The 17,513-nt window shown below is 60.4% G+C and carries 13 protein-coding genes; 3 read left to right on the forward strand and 10 right to left on the reverse strand.

What is annotated here, in order from left to right:
- Positions 1-119: 119 nt before the first annotated feature.
- The 5 genes from RIN49_RS03695 to RIN49_RS03715 all read right to left on the reverse strand — a co-directional run bounded on the left by RIN49_RS03695 (position 120) and on the right by RIN49_RS03715 (position 6,982).
- Positions 120-4,691 carry a collagen binding domain-containing protein gene (locus RIN49_RS03695; protein ID WP_309118803.1) on the reverse strand — a complete coding sequence of 1,524 codons (4,572 nt, stop codon included), beginning with the start codon at positions 4,689-4,691 and terminating at the stop codon, positions 120-122.
- A 320-nt stretch (positions 4,692-5,011) separates the two neighbouring features.
- Positions 5,012-5,668 carry a class D sortase gene (locus tag RIN49_RS03700; RefSeq protein WP_309118804.1) on the reverse strand — a complete coding sequence of 219 codons (657 nt, stop codon included), beginning with the start codon at positions 5,666-5,668 and terminating at the stop codon, positions 5,012-5,014.
- A 209-nt stretch (positions 5,669-5,877) separates the two neighbouring features.
- Positions 5,878-6,066, reverse strand: coding sequence for a YfhD family protein (locus RIN49_RS03705; protein ID WP_309118805.1), 189 nt, complete (start codon positions 6,064-6,066; stop codon positions 5,878-5,880).
- A gap of 100 nt (positions 6,067-6,166) precedes the next feature.
- On the reverse strand, positions 6,167-6,667 hold the full coding sequence (locus RIN49_RS03710) for a DedA family protein (RefSeq protein ID WP_309118806.1): 501 nt from the start codon (positions 6,665-6,667) through the stop codon (positions 6,167-6,169).
- Between the two features lie 96 nt (positions 6,668-6,763).
- On the reverse strand, positions 6,764-6,982 hold the full coding sequence (locus RIN49_RS03715; RefSeq protein ID WP_309118807.1) for a hypothetical protein: 219 nt from the start codon (positions 6,980-6,982) through the stop codon (positions 6,764-6,766).
- Positions 6,983-7,107: 125 nt separating this feature from the next.
- Between RIN49_RS03715 and RIN49_RS03720 the strand changes: the two genes are divergently transcribed.
- Positions 7,108-8,934, forward strand: a complete 1,827-nt coding sequence (locus RIN49_RS03720) for an ABC transporter substrate-binding protein (protein WP_309118808.1) — start codon at positions 7,108-7,110, stop codon at positions 8,932-8,934.
- Here the strand turns inward: RIN49_RS03720 and RIN49_RS03725 are convergent.
- Positions 8,900-9,436 carry a GNAT family N-acetyltransferase gene (locus tag RIN49_RS03725; protein ID WP_309118809.1) on the reverse strand — a complete coding sequence of 179 codons (537 nt, stop codon included), beginning with the start codon at positions 9,434-9,436 and terminating at the stop codon, positions 8,900-8,902. The two genes, RIN49_RS03720 and RIN49_RS03725, sit on opposite strands and share 35 nt — an antisense overlap.
- Positions 9,437-9,610: 174 nt before the next feature.
- On the opposite strand from RIN49_RS03725, the gene RIN49_RS03730 reads away from it, so the two are divergent.
- Complete coding sequence (locus RIN49_RS03730) at positions 9,611-10,066, forward strand: hypothetical protein (protein WP_309118810.1); 456 nt, start codon at positions 9,611-9,613, stop codon at positions 10,064-10,066.
- A gap of 58 nt (positions 10,067-10,124) precedes the next feature.
- Here RIN49_RS03730 and xylB read toward each other — a convergent pair whose 3' ends face one another.
- Entirely contained in the window at positions 10,125-11,621 is a 1,497-nt protein-coding gene (xylB, locus tag RIN49_RS03735; RefSeq protein ID WP_309118811.1) for a xylulokinase, read from the reverse strand.
- 72 nt (positions 11,622-11,693) lie between these two features.
- Positions 11,694-12,998 (reverse strand): xylose isomerase, encoded by a 1,305-nt coding sequence (gene xylA, locus RIN49_RS03740; protein ID WP_309118812.1) that lies wholly within the window; start codon positions 12,996-12,998, stop codon positions 11,694-11,696.
- Positions 12,999-13,163: 165 nt separating this feature from the next.
- Here xylA and RIN49_RS03745 point away from each other — a divergent pair, with 165 nt between their 5' ends.
- The gene (locus RIN49_RS03745; RefSeq protein WP_309118813.1) at positions 13,164-14,339 is read left to right on the forward strand and encodes an ROK family protein; all 1,176 of its coding nucleotides are present in this window, start codon (positions 13,164-13,166) and stop codon (positions 14,337-14,339) included.
- Positions 14,340-14,570: 231 nt separating this feature from the next.
- Here the strand turns inward: RIN49_RS03745 and RIN49_RS03750 are convergent, their stop codons facing one another.
- Complete coding sequence (locus tag RIN49_RS03750) at positions 14,571-14,780, reverse strand: Uma2 family endonuclease (protein WP_309118814.1); 210 nt, start codon at positions 14,778-14,780, stop codon at positions 14,571-14,573.
- Positions 14,781-14,908: 128 nt separating this feature from the next.
- On the reverse strand, positions 14,909-17,491 hold the full coding sequence (locus RIN49_RS03755; RefSeq protein ID WP_309118815.1) for a glycoside hydrolase family 2 protein: 2,583 nt from the start codon (positions 17,489-17,491) through the stop codon (positions 14,909-14,911).
- Between the last annotated feature and the right edge of the window lie 22 nt (positions 17,492-17,513).

A 17,513-nucleotide genomic window follows, 5' to 3' on the forward strand; every position in this document is an offset into this window, starting at 1 on the left:
GGTCATCATTTAACTGTGGTTGACTTCATCGTCGAAACGGCTTCCGGAACAAACGAAAAGGGCTGCCCCTCGCCGGAAATCGGCGAGGAAACAGCCCTGCAAATGAAAGGAAAGCTGGATCAGCGATCCGAAACGCTCGTTCTCCGTCGGATTCCCACCGCCAACCCCAGTACAATAAGGATCACGCCGGCTACGGTCGCCGCGATCGGGTAGGTTTCCCCGGTTTTCGGAAGTACGGCGCCTTCCCGTCCCTCTTGAGCCGGGAGTTGGCCATTGGCGACCGTAACGCCCTTGACGTCGACGGCCAATCGATATTCCGTCACATTGCCTTCGGCATCCGTTACAGCGATGCAGAATTGGTCCGCGCCGACATACCCCGGATTCGGCGTGTATTTCCATACGCCGTCTTCGGAGACGGTAGCCGAACCGTTCGACGGATTTCGGCACATCGCCGCCGTCCCGCCTACAGGCACTTCGACGCGCCCTTCGACCGTCGTATTTTCCGTCGTTTCGGAGCGAATCACGCCCGGTTGCTCCTCCGACGACTGCGCCTCTTCTTCCGGCGTTTCAGGCGTTTCCGGCGTTGCAGGCTCTGTCGGTTCCGAAGGTTCTGTCGGATCCGTGTCTGTCGGGTCCGGGACCGTAGGTTCCGGAGGATCTGTCGGCTCCGGAGGATCTGTCGGCTCCGGAGGATCCGTAGGTTCCGGAGGATCTGTCGGCTCCGGATCCGTTGGATCCGGGTCAGTCGGTCCAGGACCTGGTCCTGGTCCTGGTCCTGGTCCTGGTCCTGGTCCAGGGCCTGGAGGGGTCTTCTCGTTCTCCACGACGATCTCCCGATTCGCGCTCGTCAGCGTCGCGACGACCGGCGTCGCGTTCAGGACGTATCCCGTCGGCGCGGCGGTTTCCACGATCCGGTAGTCGCCTGCCGGAAGCTGATCGAAGACGAGCTCCCCGTTCGCGTCCGTCGTTCCCGTCTCCAGTTCGGTCCAGACGGCGCCCGCGAGACGCTCCAGCTTGAAGCTCGCGCCTGCAAGCTTCTTGGCCGCGTCGGCCGCGTCCACCTTCACGACTGTAATGTCGTATGTCGGCGGAGGGACGACGACTTTCTCGTTCTCCACGACGATGTTCCGATTCGCGCTCGTCAGCGTCGCGTCGACCGGCGTCGCGTTCAGGACGTATCCCGTCGGCGCGGCGGTTTCCACGATCCGGTAGTCGCCTGCCGGAAGCTGATCGAAGACGAGCTCCCCGTTCGCATCCGTCGTTCCCGTTTCCATTTCGGTCCAGATGCCGCCCGCGAGACGCTCCAGCTTGAAGGTCGCGCCTGCAAGCTTCTCGGCCGCGTCGGCCGCGTCGACCTTCACTACTTTAAGATCGTACACCGGCGGAGGGACGACGACTTTCTCGTTGTCGACCTGGATTTCGCGGTCTACGCCTGCCACGGTCACGTTGACCGGCGTCGCGTTCAGCGCGTATCCTGCCGGGGCGGCGGTTTCCGTTATTCGGTAATCTCCCGTAGCCAATTGATCGAAGACGAGCTCGCCGTTCACATCCGTCGTCCCCGTCTCTTGCTCGGTCCAAACGCCCGCAACGAGCCGCTCCAGCTTGAAGCTTGCGCCCTCCAGCTTTACGCCGGCGTCGTCCGCGTCCACCTTCTCTACCGTAATTTTTCGGTCGGCCGGAACCGGGACCTTGCTGTTTACCACTTTCTGCTGAACGTCGCCGTCCGTGGTAAGTACCGTAAACTCGAGAGGAACGTGATTCAGCACATAACCGGAAGGCGCTCCGGTCTCCGTCAGCCGGTACGTACCGGAAAGCAGCTTTTCGAACACCGCCGTACCGCCGGCCGTCGTCGTTTGGGTGCCGCGGACTTCCCATGCGCCGTTCTTAAATCGCTCAAGCTTGAACGTCGCGCCGGAAAGCTTCAAGGCTTCGTTGTCCGCATCTACCTTCTCGACGGTCAGCTTCCGCGTAACGCCGCTGCCCGATCCGCCGCCGGAGGAGAAGGATACGACTTCCGTTTCGACATCCGTCTTCGGCACGACGCCGTTGGATCCTTCGAGCGTAACGGAATTGCCGACCTGTTCGCCGTGCTCCGCATCGATCAAGGTCTCATACTCTAGAATGTACGCTTCCTCGATCGGAGTCGGGAAGGCAAGCTCGAATTGCTGCGTGCCTGCGACACTGTCGGTCCTGATTTCGAAATCGTAGTTCGTATCGGGTACAAGATCGTTCTTCGTCACCGTACCGTTCTCCGCGACTGCCGTGTCGTACAGCTTAAAGCTGTCCTCGATCAGCGCTTGATTGCCGCTCGGCGCGTCGACGATGCGCGCATTCTCGATATAGGACAGCCCACGATTGATGTACACCGTCCACTTCATCTTGGAGCCGTCTTGAACGCCCGACTTGGACACGTATTCGCCGCCGTGCTTCACTTCAACGGTCGCATTCAAGTCTTTGCTGACCTTCGTCGCGCCGTTGAACAGATGAGCCGTGTTGTTAACCGAGTCGTCGTTGATTAACGCTCCGTCGTAGGTCGTTTTGAAAGTAATGTAATATGGCGTCGTAATATTCCCTAAGCCGATCTCGACTTTGTCGGCAGTAGAGTGATTCGTAAACGCGACCGAGCTGCTTTCGTCCGCGGCGTACGTTCCGTTGACGTTGATCGTCATCGGATAAACTTTGATGGAACCGACGACCAGCTTCTGCCCGGACTGCAGTTCATCCGAAACAATCGCGTCGGCGACCGACACGCTGTTGTAGTTGACGCCGATGTCCCATGTTATTTCTTTAGTTTTGGCGTTATATTGGCCTTTTTTGAACCCGTTGTTTTGTATTTCCTCTCTAGGCGTACAAGTCCGCGACTCGCTCTTGTTCGTGAAATCCTCGTGTCCGGTCCATGCAACGCTCGCCAGGTTCGTGAAGTTCGTGATACTGCCGCCGGCCAAGTCGACGTATTTCGTCTTGTAGCTGACGATATACTTTTCCGGGCTCGGCTGATTGAACGTAATAGAGAAGTTTTCGTCGAGTGCGCCGGTATACACGACGTCGACAACGGAAAGATCGACCGGGTTATTGTTCTCGTCGCGGATCGCTAGCGTTCCCGGCAAGTACTGCAAGTTCGCTCCGATGTCGCTGGACAGAACGACCCCCGCCGGCATCTCGTTGACGCCGCTATGTACCGTAATCTCCCAACCGACCGTCTGCGCCGCGTAATCGAACGGACCGCACTTATTCTCGATGACCAGCGGCTGAATCGCCCGATGTACGGGACCGATCCATCCGCCGTCCGTCCGCTCGGACACTTTGTTCGAAACCGTAATCGCCTTCTTGACCGGATCGATCGAACGGGTCTGATATACGATCTTGTAGGCCGTCTGGATGCTTGGGCTCGCAAAGTCGATCGTAAACCCGTGCAACCCCGCTTCGATTGCCCCGTCAGCGATCGGATCTACGGTATAATCCGATCCTAGGGTCAACGCCGCGCCGGTCGTTGCCGTACCGCTGCCGCTAAGCGTCACGGGCAGCACCTGCAGCGTTCCCGGCACAAGCTCCTGAGACGAGGTGAACAAGTCGGTCAACTTCGGATCCGCCACCGTGGCCTCGTCGTAGTTATACTCGATTTCCCAGGTGATCCGCTGCGTAGCTCTGTCATAGGCGCTCGACTTCTTCGCCAGGTGGCTTCCCCGCTGAACGGTTACCGTCCAGTCGTCGTCGACGCCGCCCGGGTTGCCGTCGTGGGAGAACGTCGCCGTGTTCGCGAACGATGTCTTCGCCATATCGACGACCGTCGTCGAATACGCGACTCGGTACGCCTTCTCGATATTGCCGAGCGCTACGGTAAAATCGTCGCCTTCGGCCGTTGTACCGATCGTGTATTCGGAAGGATCGACATCCGCCACGATCGCGACGTCGCCGTTCAACTTGACGTCCAGCTCCGACACCTTGATCGATCCGGGCACGAGCTCGAGTCCGTCCGGAAGAGCGTCCGTTACGAGCGCGCCGTATACCGCGTCCGTCACCTTGTTGACGTCCACGGTCCAGTCGATCGTCTTCGCGTTGTACGGGCCCGGCTTGGCGGCGCCGTTCTTCTCGATGCCGCTGGCGACGTTCGGCTTGAATTGGAGTTGGAAGCTCAAGAATTGCTGCCCTTTCACCTCGAACACGATGTCCTGCGTCGTGTCGTTTCCGAAATCGGTCAGGTCCATCCCCGCTTCGAACCAGAGACTTCCTTGGACGCCGTTATGTTTCTGGATGTAATCAGTAAACCGAAAGACGGCTAGGTTCGTAACTGCATCGACGGTGAAATAGGCGACTAACTCCTCTTCTTCGTCGCGCAGCGTGGTATTGATGTCGCCGGAGAACAGCTTGAACTGTTCCGGCAAATAGAAGCTGAACGTATCGTCCGCGGTGTAACCATGACCGTCCTGCAGCTTCCAATCATAGTCCAATCGAACCTTGGTGTCTTGCTCCCAATCGATGTTCGCCAGCGCCTCTTGCCCGCCCTCGTAAACGGATACGGTAACGGACTGGTGCTTGTCCGTGATCGTGACTCGCAGGTTTTCTAGGATGTTTTCCGCGATCTCCGTACCCGCAGCCATCGCCGGCTGCGCGAGACCCGCTCCGAGGAAGGTTTGAAGGACGAACATGATGGTCAGCGCAAACGCGCTAGTAGATTTCAATCTCCGTGTCAAAAACATTTCTCCCTCCAAACCGATTGCTCTCCATGTCTCCGCCTGGTTTTAGATGTGTTTCGTCCTTTATTTTGTCGTTCCCCTCCTTAGCTGCTTTCCTTGTTAGAGCTGATTCTCGTTGCCCGCACCGATGGCGATACATATTTTACTTGCCAAATCTGTACAGATTCTTTACAAATCTGGAACCGTTCTGTCGAACACGGGACGAAAAACTTCCTTTCTTAGGAAAAAAGTATGAAAAAAATACCTATTCCTCCGGTCGAGGAATAGGCATTATGAGTTTCGAACGATAAAATTCGTTCCAAAGTTGCGTGTCTCCGTTACGCTTCCACGATCTTGCCTTTGACGATCAATCGATGCGACGCTATTTTCACGGGGTGGCATGTCACCAACGTAATTTCTTTCTCGTCTCCCTTCGAATCCAGCACCCATACTTCATGCGGTTCCACGTACAGCTTCTCGGTCACGACGTATTGATATCTTTCGTCCCCGTTGTCGACCTCGATCGTGTCGCCTTCCTCTAACTCGTCCAGACGGTTGAAATTGCGCCCGTACGTTAGATTACGATGCCCGGCGACCGCGAAATTGCCGACCTGACCGGCCTCCCCGGCGCCTTCAATGGAGGCGGCGCCCTTCTTCAAGTTTTTCTGCGTCGCGCCGCGCAGAATGGGGAGCTCCAGGTCGATCTTGTCGATATATAGCATCCCCGCCATATTTTCGTCCAGCCGAGCCGCCTCCGCATCAGCGGTTTCGCCGGCGTCCACGCTCGCCGCAACCGGAGATGCCGTGCCGGCCGGAACGACATCGGCTGGCGCCGATTCCGTTGGTTCCACGCTGTCGATCGCCTCGAACGCGTCCTGCCATTGTGCGACCAACGCTTCCTGCTGCCGGTCGAAATACCATTCGGAAAGCTTCGGATAAGCGAGAATGAGAACGCCGGCGCCGATCAGCAATGCCGACAACCATTTTCTTTTCATTATGCACCGTCCCGATATTCGTCGATAGCAGCATCATAGCAAATCAAGCCGAGCATGGAAATAGCCCTCCTTCCCGAACGAAAACACGCGTCCGCCGAAAGTCCGGCGAGACGCGTTTCCGATCATCGTTCCTATCGCTTGCGACGCAATCCGTCGCTCCCGAGCTCGGCCGGCGTAAGATCCGGCGCCCCGGCACGCGGAGCGGCGCGTTACTTGTTCTTTCTTCGAACGCCCGTCGCCGGGAAGCCCTGCTTCCGCTCGACCTCGTAACGGTCTCCGAGCTCCTGCGCGAACTCGGTTTCCGAAGCGGTGCCGCGGTCGCGCACGTCGTACTTCGGCACTTGCGGCATCTGGGACTCGTTGTTGTCCACGGACTGCTTGTTATTGCCTCTGCCCATCGGTATCCCTCCTTCCTTGTGACGAGACACCCGTATTATGCGTCAAAAAAAGAACGTTCAGCCGCGGGGCCGAACGCTCTCCTCCATCGTTCTTTCTTTATCATTCCCATGCTTCCCATGCAACGTTGGATCCGGTAAAGTAACCGACGAGAAAAAAGACCGCCGTCCATAAAAACGCGCCGGTGTATGCGTACAACGCGAAAGTCCGGTATTTCATCGCATTGGCGCCGACGACGTACGGCATCAGATTGCGAAGGAACGGAATGAAATACGTGAATAACAGCGCGGCGCTCCCGTATTTGCCGACGAGCTGCTGCGCCCGCTCGATATTTTTTTCGAATTTGGGTCCCCTTGCTCCGAACCGCTTCAAGATCGGCAAGCCGACGTATCGGCCGATGACGAAGCCGACGGTCAGTCCGCAGCTGATCCCGCCGAACGCCATCAGGAACGCCGGAACCGGAAGCAGCAAACCTTCCGAGGACAACGCGCCGCCCGACATGACGACGACCTCGTTCGGAATCGGAAGCCCGACGATCCCTAAGCAAAAAGCCAAAAATAATGCCGCATAGCCGAAATCGGCCAACAACGCCTCGAACTCCACCGGAATGCCCTCTCTCTCTTCTCCCTTGCCGTTACAGGTTAGTGTATCGCGTTTTCGGCGAAAGGGAAACCGTCGGAAGACCGGGGAAATCCCCGATTACCGGTCGAGCTGTCCGCTCCTGCGGAACGAGACGCATACTTGAAGCGATACGAAGGAAAGACGCAGCCGCCACACGCGGTCACCGCAGCGCTCCGCGAACGACGGCTCCGCAAGCGGCGGTTCCGCGGCGGCGGACTTCCAAGCGCTTCTCCCGACTTCTTCCAATCTTCTCGCTTCCTCCTGCGCCTTCCATTCTTCGAAAAAAGGATGATGCATGCGAATTCCCCCTTGAACGTTCTCCTATCTTCATTGTAAACTTTCAAAAGGAGAAGAAAAGTGAAATTGAGACTTTTTCCTTTTCACCTTTTCGATAGCAAGTACGCAGGGAGGGGGAGCGGAGCATGCAGCTCGAGACGCATTACATGAATTTGTCCGATGCGTTGGACGTCGCGAAGGCCGGCGATCGAACGCCCGTAACGTTGGAGCGGCTCGCCCATGTGTTCCAATGCACGGAACGGAACGCGAAGTTCATCCTACGCAAGATGGAAGAGATCTCGTGGATCGCCTGGCACCCGGGCCGAGGCCGGGGACGCAAGTCGGAGATCGAGCTGCTCGCGGATCGGGAGCGGATCGTCGAGGAGGTCGCCCGGCGGCTCGCGGAGCAGGGGGACGTACGAGGCGCCATCCGGCTCGTTCAGGAACGAGGGCGCCTGGCCGAGGGCGCGGAGCGGTTTTCGTCTTGGCTGAACGAATTTTTCGGCTTTACGCGGGAAAACCGACCCGAGCGCGCGCTCGATGCGCTTCGGGTTCCGGTGTACGACCAGATCGGCTCGCTCGATCCCGCCCGCATATACTTCGTGGGGGAAGGTCATCTGTGCCGGCAAATTTTCGACACGCTTGTCAAGTACGATCCCGAACGGGAAGACGTCGTTCCGAGGCTGGCGCATCATTGGGAATCGGACGCCGAGGGGCGGAAGTGGACGGTGTATTTACGCAAAGGGGTGTTGTTCCATCATAAGCGGGAGCTTACCGCGGACGACGTCGTCTATACGTTCGAACGGTTGCGGCTGCATCCGAACTACGGCTTGCTCCGAAGCGTAGCCGCGCTTCACTCGCATGTCGTGGAATTCGAACTTCGCGAGCCTTGCGTCTGGTTTCCGCGCATCCTCGGTTTCGACGGCGGTTCGATTCTGCCGAAGGATTTGCTCGAGCTGCGAGGGGACGCGTTCTTCGACGAGCCGGTCGGGACCGGCCCGTTCCAGATCGCGCGACGGACGGATCGGCTTTGCGTGCTGGACGCGTTCCCTCACTACTTCTTGGGACGCCCGCATCTCGATCGCGTGGAGATGCACTTCATCAGCGAAGTCAACGAGCTGCCCTCCTTGCCGATCCGGCTCGACCTCGTCCAGAAGGGAGCTTGCGGACTCGCGTTCCGAGACGATTCGGAGAAGTACGCCAAGCTCCGAACGTCTTCGGCCCGAAGCTGCCGCATGCTCACGTTCAACCTTCGCCGCCCCGGACCGCAGCATCATCCGCTGTTCCGTCAGGCGCTCGACGAGCTGATCGATCGCGAGGCCATGATCGCGGCGCTCGGCGACGATCGGCTCAGACCCGCAAGCGGATTCGTCGAAGGGGCGGAGCGCGCGACGCCGTCTCCCGATCCCGAGCGGATTCGATCGCTGCTGGAGCGATCCGGCTATGACGGGAGTACGCTCTTGATCGATTCCAGCTCGAATCGAGCGAAGGAAACGCAGCTCATCTGCGAATCCGCCGCTCGGTACGGCATCGCGCTTGAGCCTCGGATTTCCCGTTTTTGCGACTTCCAGTCGAATGTCGATCGTCAGCCCGGCCACATCGTATACTACAGCGTCGTCATGGAAGAGGGCGAAGCGACGTTCGTCGACTTCGTCTTCTCCCCCGCGAGCGCCGTCGGCATGCATCTGCTCGACGACGCGCATCGCGAGACGGCCGCGGATCTCATGCGCCGCATGTTCCTCGAGCCGACCCCCGCAGGCCGCTGGCGCTGCGTCGACGAACTGTCGGAGGCGATCCGCTCGTCGCACGCGATGGTGTTCCTCTTCCATTCCGCCTTCGACGCATACTTCGACCCGAAGATCGGCGGCGTGGAGCACAACGCGCTCGGCATGATCGATTACCGCCATGTGTGGTTCAAGGTGGCGGTAAGCGACGAGCTTAATAAGGGAAATCGTTCCAGTCGATCGGGCTGACCTTGCCCTCCGCCCAGTCCTCGCGAAGGAGCGAATAGCCGACCGAGTCGTACAACGTTCCGTTCGTCGGCCACGCCTTCCGGTGGTATGCTTCCTTCGCGAAGCCCGCCTTGGCGAACGTCTTGCGCATCGCGTAATTATCGTTCCGGGTATGGCCCTCGAACCGAATTTTGTCCGGGAATTCCGTGAATACGTAATCCGCCAGCAGGCGGACCGCCGCCGTTCCGACGCCTTGCCCGCGGCGGGCGGCGTCGATGCGGATATCGAATACGGGCGTCAGATCGCCGAGGTCGAACAAGCGGATCAATCCGAGCTTCTCGTCCCCCTCGACGATCCATAACGTCAGCGTGTCCTCTCCCGTGTATCTTCCGTTCGCGACGCCGTCCCGAATGCTCTCTTCGGACGGATTCGGATTGCCGTGGTACGGCCAAGGCTGGCCGGTCAAGAAGGAGACGAGCGCTTCCGTCTCGTCCAAGTCGAACGGTTTCAGTCGAATCTTCATTGAAGTCACTCCAATATTTGAAATGCGGTGCGAATCCAATCATTTCGACGCGCGTCGGGCGTTTCCTCTCCGTCCACGGACTTGGGCTGTAATAATTCGAGCCGAATTGCCGCATGTTAAGTTCGGATGGTTCTTCTATCCAACAAATCCGGAGACGAGAGGTTGACGACACCGATGGCACAAGCCCAGCAAACCGTACAGCAAGCGATCCAAACCGCGCAGCAAGCGCAGCAAGCGTTAACGCAGGCGCAAGCGTCCATGAATCCGCAGCAAATTCAGCAGGCGCAGCAACAACTGCAGCAAGCGCAGCAACAGCTGCAACAAGCGAGCACGCAATTCGGCGCCCAAATGACCGCGCAAGAACAGCAGATGCTGCAGCAAGCGATGCAACAAGCGCAGGCCGCTTCGCAGCAAGCGATGCAGCAAGCGCAAGCCGCTTCGCAGCAAACAATGCAGCAAGCGCAATCCGCTTCGCAGCAGGCGCAGCCCGCAACTCAGCAAGCGATGCAGCAGTTCCAACAGACCCAACAACAGTTGCAGCAGGAAGCCCAGCAAGCGCAGCAAGCGGTGCAGCAAGCGCAGCAGGCGGTGCAGCAAGCGCAATCCGCGGCCCAGAACACGATTCTCTAAACAACGGAGCACGCGAAAAAAGCCGACGATTCGTCGGCTTTTTGTTATCCGTTCGTATTTACACCCGGAACGGCGCCAGCCGTTCGTTCAGCTCGCGCGTCTGTGCGTATACGTCCTTATAAACCTGGAACAGCTCGGCATAGGTCTCGACGTTGGCGGCTTTCGGCTCGTATGCCGCGCCGTATTCGAGGAACGTCTCCGCGCAATCGGCGAGCGACCCGAACCAGCCGCAGCCGACCGCAGCCAACATCGCCGCGCCCATGCCCGGTCCCTGTTCGTTCTTCATCGCGACGACCTCGGCTCGGAACACATCGGCTTGAATCTGCAGCCAATCCGGATTTTTCGCGCCGCCGCCGATCGAGACGATGCGGCCGACCGATTTGCCCGCGGCGCGGAACAGCTCGATCGATTCGTTCAGCGAGAACGTAATGCCTTCCATGACGGCCCGCGCGAAGTCGGTTCGCGTATGTGACGCGTCCATGCCGACGAAGCTGCCGCGAATGACGGCATCCGCGTGCGGCGTCCGCTCGCCTACGAGATACGGCGTGTAAAGCAGCCCCTTCGAGCCGACCGGCACGTCGCCGACGCCCTTCAATAACTCTCCGAAGGGGACGCCCGCCGCGAACGTATCGCGGAACCAACCGAGGCTGTGGCCGGCCGACAACGTGACGCCCATGGCGTAATACGCGTCCGGCGCGGCGTGATTAAAGAAATGCACCTTGCCGGCGAAGTCGCGGTTCTTATCGTTTTCGTACGCGAGAATGACGCCGGACGTGCCGATGCTGCACATCGCCGCGTCTTCGCTAAGGATCCCGGCGCCCGTCGCGCCGCACGCATTGTCCGCGCCGCCCGCGAACACCTTCGTCGCAGGCAGGAGCCCCGCCTCGGCGGCGATCTCCGGCAGCAGCGTGCCGACGAGCGCGCCGGACTCGACGAGCGGCGGGCACAGCGAGCGGTCCACGCCGACGCGCCGCGCGACCTCGTCGCTCCACGCTTTCGCGCGTACGTCGAGCAGAAGCGTCCCGGCCGCATCCGACAAGTCCATGGCGATGTCGCCCGTCAGACGGTACCGTACATAATCTTTCGGCAGCACGAACACTTCCCCGAGCGCATACAACTCAGGTTCGTTCTCCTTCACCCAAAGCAGCTTCGGCAGCGTGAAGCCTTCCAGCGCCGGGTTGCGCGTAATGTCGAGCAGTTCGGCGCCGAGCGCCGCTTCGATCTCGCGGCATTGCTTCGTCGTGCGCGTATCGTTCCACAGAATCGCATTGCGCACCGGGCGGCGCGCCGCGTCGAGCAGCACCAAGCCGTGCATCTGGCCCGAGAAGCTGATGCCCTCGATCGACTCCGCAGGCGCCCCCGAGGAGCGGACGACGTCTTGGATCGCCTGAATCGTGCCGCGCACCCAGTCCTCCGGCCGTTGTTCGCTATGGCCTGACCGCTCCTGAAGGAGCGGGTATTCCCGCGACGCCTCCGCTTTGATCGTTCCGTCTTGGCCTACGAGCAGCGCCTTGACGGCGCTCGTGCCGAGGTCGATGCCGATAACGTACTTCATCCTTGAATCTCCTCCCTAAAGAAGGAGGGCCGCCTGTCGGAAGCCCTCCTTGGTTGCATTTTCAATATGGATTTAGAAAATGTAATCGTTCAGCGTCGCGCGAATTTGCTCGAGACGGCCGGACTTGTTCGTAATCTCGCCCTTGTCGATGATGTACGCTTCCAGCGACTTGAAGTCCGCCTTGCCGCTGACGATATCGAGGCCGATGCCGGAACGGAACGATTCGTATCGATCTTCCAGCACGTTCTCCAGCACCTTGTCTTCGACGAGTTTCGCCGCGACTTTCAGACCGCGCGCGAACGTGTCCATGCCCGCGATATGCGCGAAGAACAAGTCGTCCGCCTCGAACGATTGACGGCGCACCTTCGCGTCGAAGTTGACGCCGCCGGAGCCGATGCCGCCGTTTTGCACGATTTCGTACATTGCGAGCGTAACCGAATACAGGTCCGTCGGGAATTCGTCGGTGTCCCATCCGAGCAGCGTGTCGCCTTGGTTGGCGTCGATCGAACCGAGCATGCCGTTGATGCGGGAGACGTGCAGCTCGTGCTCGAACGTATGGCCCGCCAGCGTCGCATGGTTCGCTTCGATGTTCAGTTTGAAGCGGTCTTCCAGACCGTACGTCTTCAGGAACGAGATCGTCGTCGCCGCATCGAAGTCGTACTGATGCTTGGACGGCTCCTTCGGCTTCGGCTCGATGAGGAATTGGCCCTTGTAGCCGATTTCGTCCGCGTACGCGATCGCCATATGGAAGAAGCGCGCCAGGTTATCGAGCTCAAGCTTCATGTTCGTGTTCAGCAGCGACTCGTAGCCTTCGCGGCCGCCCCAGAAGACGTAATTTTCCGAGCCGAGCTCGAGGCCCGTCTCGAGACCCTTCTTCACTTGCGCCGCCGCGTACGCGAACACTTCCGCGTTGCTCGTCGTCGCCGCGCCGTGGACGAAGCGAGGGTTGGTGAACATATTCGCCGTATTCCACAGCAGCTTCACCTTGCTCGTCTTCATGTAGTCCTTCATCATGCCGACGATGACGTCGAGATTCTTGTTCGTCTCGCGCAGCGTGGCGCCTTCCGGCGCGATGTCGCGGTCGTGGAAGCAGAAGAACGGAATACCGAGCTTCTCGTAAAATTCGAAGGACGCTTCGACGCGCGCCTTCGCGAGGTCAAGGCCGGAGCCCTTCCAAGGGCGGATCGCGGTGCCGACGCCGAACGGATCGGAGCCTTCGCCGGTGAATGTATGCCAGTAAGCGCAGGCGAATCGAAGATACTCTTCCATCCGCTTGCCGAGAACGATTTCGTCCGGATTATAATGTTTAAAGGCCAGCGGGTTCTTCGAATCCTTGCCTTCGTAACGGATGTTGCCGATTTCTTTGAAAACGCTCATCCCTGTAAGCCCTCCCAAGATTTAGTTCTTCGTTAGTATGACCAACTGATTTCAGTCTACCATGAGCAACTTCGTTTGTCGATACAACAAACTAAGTTTCATCATTTTCATAAATTGTGCTATGATAAGTGAAATCTTGCTGCCGATAGGAGCGAACGAAGCGCCATGAAGTTAACCGGCGACCAGACGCTGATCAAACGAATGAATAAATCGCTCGTGCTCGACACGATTCGAGAGCATGCGCCCATCTCCCGCGCGGATATCTCGGCGAAGATCGGTCTGAACAAGGCGTCCGTCTCCTCCCTCGTGGCCGAATGGCTGGAGGAACGTCTCGTGCTCGAGACCGGTCTCGGCGAATCGAGCGGCGGACGGAAGCCCGTCATGCTGTTATATAACGCCGGCGCGGGGTATGCGGTCGGGGTCGACCTGGGCGTCAACTCCGTTTCGGCCGTCCTGACGGACTTGTCCGGGGCCATCGTCGCGAAGGAACGGCATCGGCTGCGCGTGTCGGACCCGGCGGCGGTCGCCGACGTCGCGGCGCGGACGATCCGCTCGCTCGCGGACGGCGCGCCCGCGTCGCCGTACGGCGTCGTGGGCGTCGGGCTCGGCGTGCCGGGCATCGTCGACGACGCCGGCGTCGTGCTCACGGCCCCGAACTTCGGCTGGAGCGACGCTCCGCTGGCGCAGATGCTCGAGACGCGCGTCTCGATGCCGGTCGTGATCGACAACGAAGCGAACGTCGGCGCCGTCGGCGAGAAGCAGTTCGGGATTGGGAAGGACATCGGCGACTTAATCTACGTCAGCGCCGGAGTCGGCATCGGCACCGGGCTCATCGTCGACCACAAGCTGTACCGCGGCGCTTCCGGCTTCTCCGGCGAGCTCGGGCACATGACGATCCAGGCGGATCGAGGGCTCCCGTGCGGCTGCGGCAGCGAGGGCTGCTGGGAGATGTACGCCTCCGAGATCGCCTTAACGGCGCGCCCGAGCGTCTCGCCCGAACTTGCGGAGCTCGAAGGCGCTCTTCGTCTCGCGGAGGCGGGCGACGCGGAAGCGATCCGCATCCTGGAGGAGATCGGGCGCTACCTCGGCATCGGCGTCGCGACGATCGTCAATGCGTTCAACCCGGAGATGACGATCATCGGCAACCGGCTCGCATTGGCGCGGCCTTGGATCGAGCGTCCGCTGCGGGAAGCGGTCGAACGCCACTCGCTCCGCCACCACCGCGACCGCTCCCGCATCGAGTTCGCGTCGCTCGGGCTCGATTCCGCCGCGCTCGGCGCCGCCTCCCTTGCGATCTCTCGGTTCCTCGCCGGCGTCAAAGCGGGGGAGGCGTCGCTGTAGGAAGCGCCGGTGCGGCAGGGGGTAGACAGAACTTTCTACGGCTGCGTCAGCGCTTTACGCTTACATCTGTGACTAGAAGCGGAACGTTCCGCTAACATCGGCACTCTTCTCCCGAGGTAAAAAGGCCGCTCTCCATTAAGCGCGTTGCGCCTGTCGAGAGCGGCCTTCCATAGTTCCAATCATTCCGGCGGGAGATCGCGCGTCAAGTCGTTCATCGTGAACGAGACGCAATCAAGTCTTTCGGATCGAACCGGCTCCGGAATTCAGAAGGAAAACAAGATTATTACTGAGCGACTGATGCGTAGGCGACGGCGCGGGGCTCATTAGCTCCAAGCGTCCGTTCGCAACTTCATATCGATGCCCGTCTTCCGGCAGGCTTGTATACGTTTCATAGGTTACTGGAGTCTCGGCAATGAGGTCGGATGTTTTTTTCGGCTTCATCGGAACTTCCTCCAACAACGAATCGTTTCCCCTATCATACCATACCGACAACCAGAACGCACGTTCTGCACGTTGAACAGCTCCGCCTACCCGCCGAGCGCGACCGCGAACGACATACGCACGTCCCGTTATCCCAGGCGGATCGGCTCCGTATTCCACCCGCGCAGGAGGATGCGCCGCTCCGGCTTCGGCACGCCCGAGAACGAGACGTTCACCGTGCGGCTCTCGCCGGGCAACAGATCGAAATCGTTGTCTTCGAAAAAGACATCCCCCCTCTTCTCTAGTTCCCGATCGTCCTCGAGCCGCATCCGAATCGCCGCGACGTCGCCCGCGTTGGTTACGCGCACCGCGATCGCGTCCGCGTCTTCCGCCGCCGCGGCCGTCTCCGCCCGCAGCGATGCCGGCGGCGCCGCGAGCAGCGGCGCTAGATCGGCCGTCGCGCTGAAGACGTACCGGTTCTCGGCGAGCCTGCGGCCCTCCGCGTCCGACAGCGTCAGGTCGAGGAAAAACCAATCGCTTCGAAGCGACGTCAATGACGAAACGAATGAAGCGAGCCGCGTCGAACCGTTCGCGCCGATCGAGACGGCGGTCGTCGTCGACGCCTGCGCGTTGCCGTAGCCATCGACGAGCGATGCGGTGAGCGAAACCTTTTCGAGAGAAGTCGTCTTATCGTTCGCCGCCCAAATCTCGGCCTCGAACGAATCCCTTCCCGCCCACGCTTGCGCCTCGAACGCGGCCGTTACGGACAGCGACCGATACGCGCGCGCGACCGCGTAATACGCGGACTTCGGCTCGGCATAGTAATCGAGCGCGGACGTGCAGAACGCGTTCGGGAACGGCTCGTTGAACTGCCACGGCAGCGTGCCGCTGCTTTGGTATTGACGGCGCAGGTTCGACTCCACCGCATACCGCAGCCCCTCCGCCTGCAGCAGCTGGCTGGCGCGAATGAGCGTCTCGACGTCGTCGATGCCTCCGCCGAACGAGCGCTGCACGAGCGGTTCGTTGTTCCACCAGGAGCCGCGATGGAAGTAAATCGGATTGTCGCGCGTCGCGGGCAGGCGATGCTCCGGCGCGATCGTCTTGAACAGCGCCTTCGCGTTCGTCATCCCTTCGACGCCGAATTCGCTGTGAAGCAGCGACGTGCCGCGATTATACAGCTGGTATTGCTCCGCGAGCCCTTGGTGCTCCCATGGACCGTGAACGTCGTGGAGACCGGTCGGGTCTTTTACGATATTTTCGAGCGTGTTGTTGAACAGCCGGCCGGTCGGCGACGTCGCCAGCCACAGCCGGTCCGGATCGAGACGGCGTACGGCATCCTTCAGCGCCGCCAGCACGGGTTCGCAATCGTCCAAGGGGCGGCCGTCGTCATGCTGCAGCTCGTTGCCTCCGCACCAGATGGCGAGGGAGGGGTGGTTGCGCTTGCGCGGGATGAACCGTTCGGCCTCCCGCACCATCATCTCGACGAATTCCGCGTCCTCGGACGGCTTGTTCGCGATGCCGGAGCTCGATTGGATGAATTCCTGCCAGACGAGCAAGCCGAGCCGATCGCAGGCTTCGTAGAACGCTTCCTTTTCGATAAGGCCCCCGCCCCAGACGCGGAGCAAGTTGCAGTTCGCTCGCTGCGCGAGCCGGAGCAGCCGCTCCAGCTTCTCGGGCCGCTCCACGCCGTACATCGCGTCGATCGGCACCCAGTTCCAGCCTTTCATATATAAGCGGCGTCCGTTCACGACGAGCGTGTACGGCAGCGCCGTCTCGTCCGGCGTCTCGTTGCGCGCCCATTCGATACGCCGAATGCCGAACGTCGTCGTCCGCTCGTCCGACGTCGTCATCGTCCCGTCCTGTCCGCGCGCCGACACCGTCACCTTCGCGTCGTACAACGGTTGCGCTCCGGCTCCGTTCGGCCACCACAGCTCCGGCCGCTCGATGCGCAGCGTCTCCGCGAACGTCGACCGCCCCGGTTCGACCGCGCGCGTCGACGACGCCCTCGCGACTTCGCGGCCTGCGAGCGACAGCACGATGTCCGTCTCGACGGTCGCCGCCGTCGCCGATTGCAGCGTCGTCGTCACGGCGACGTCCGCTGCCGCGAAGTCGTCCGTCAGCGCCGGGCGAACGAACGCGTCCTCGACGCGGACGTCCCCGGCCGCTTCGAGATAGACGCGGTCCCAGATGCCCAGATGAATGAGGCGAGGGCAGAAATCCCACCAATACGTCATTCGGCTCTTATGCGTGCGCACGTATCGCGTCTTGCTTACTTGCGGCTGCTCGTCGGGCGCCCGTTCGATGACGACCGCGACGTGGTTGTCGCCGTCGAACCGGATGTGTTCGGTCACGTCGAATTCCGCCGGCACGAACATCCCCCGGTGTTCGCCGAGACGCTTGCCGTTAAGGAAAATTTGCGCTTCGTAATCGATGCCGTCGAAGCATAATCGCAGTCGTTGCCCGCGGAACGACGCCGGAACGGCGAACCGCTTGCGGTACGCCCACGTCCGCTGCGGCACCCATTCGACGAGCAGCGAATTGCGCTCGTAATACGGGTCCGGCACTTCGCCGAGGGCGAGCAGATCGTGCAGCACCGTGCCCGGCACCGTGCCCCGCCGCCACCAGCGGACGTCCTTCGTGTCCGGCTTCTCCGAATTGCGCCAAATCCAGTCCTCGCCCACGAAGTCTTTAAACTCCCAGTCGCTGCCGTTCAGCGACAATTTCGTCCCCACGTCAGTTCCCCCTCATTTTAAA

This window comes from Paenibacillus sp., from assembly GCF_031177825.1.
Classification (GTDB): domain Bacteria; phylum Bacillota; class Bacilli; order Paenibacillales; family YIM-B00363; genus Paenibacillus_AE.

Bases quoted from the DNA above. Each gene is read 5' to 3' on its own strand.
- RIN49_RS03750 (WP_309118814.1), bottom strand. From the start codon at position 14,780: ATGAAGCCGAAAAAAACATCCGACCTCATTGCCGAGACTCCAGTAACC.
- xylA (WP_309118812.1), bottom strand. From the start codon at position 12,998: ATGAGCGTTTTCAAAGAAATCGGCAACATCCGTTACGAAGGCAAGGAT.
- RIN49_RS03720 (WP_309118808.1), top strand. From the start codon at position 7,108: ATGCAGCTCGAGACGCATTACATGAATTTGTCCGATGCGTTGGACGTC.
- RIN49_RS03725 (WP_309118809.1), bottom strand. From the start codon at position 9,436: ATGAAGATTCGACTGAAACCGTTCGACTTGGACGAGACGGAAGCGCTC.
- RIN49_RS03715 (WP_309118807.1), bottom strand. From the start codon at position 6,982: ATGCATCATCCTTTTTTCGAAGAATGGAAGGCGCAGGAGGAAGCGAGA.
- RIN49_RS03705 (WP_309118805.1), bottom strand. From the start codon at position 6,066: ATGGGCAGAGGCAATAACAAGCAGTCCGTGGACAACAACGAGTCCCAG.
- RIN49_RS03745 (WP_309118813.1), top strand. From the start codon at position 13,164: ATGAAGTTAACCGGCGACCAGACGCTGATCAAACGAATGAATAAATCG.
- xylB (WP_309118811.1), bottom strand. From the start codon at position 11,621: ATGAAGTACGTTATCGGCATCGACCTCGGCACGAGCGCCGTCAAGGCG.
- RIN49_RS03730 (WP_309118810.1), top strand. From the start codon at position 9,611: ATGGCACAAGCCCAGCAAACCGTACAGCAAGCGATCCAAACCGCGCAG.
- RIN49_RS03700 (WP_309118804.1), bottom strand. From the start codon at position 5,668: ATGAAAAGAAAATGGTTGTCGGCATTGCTGATCGGCGCCGGCGTTCTC.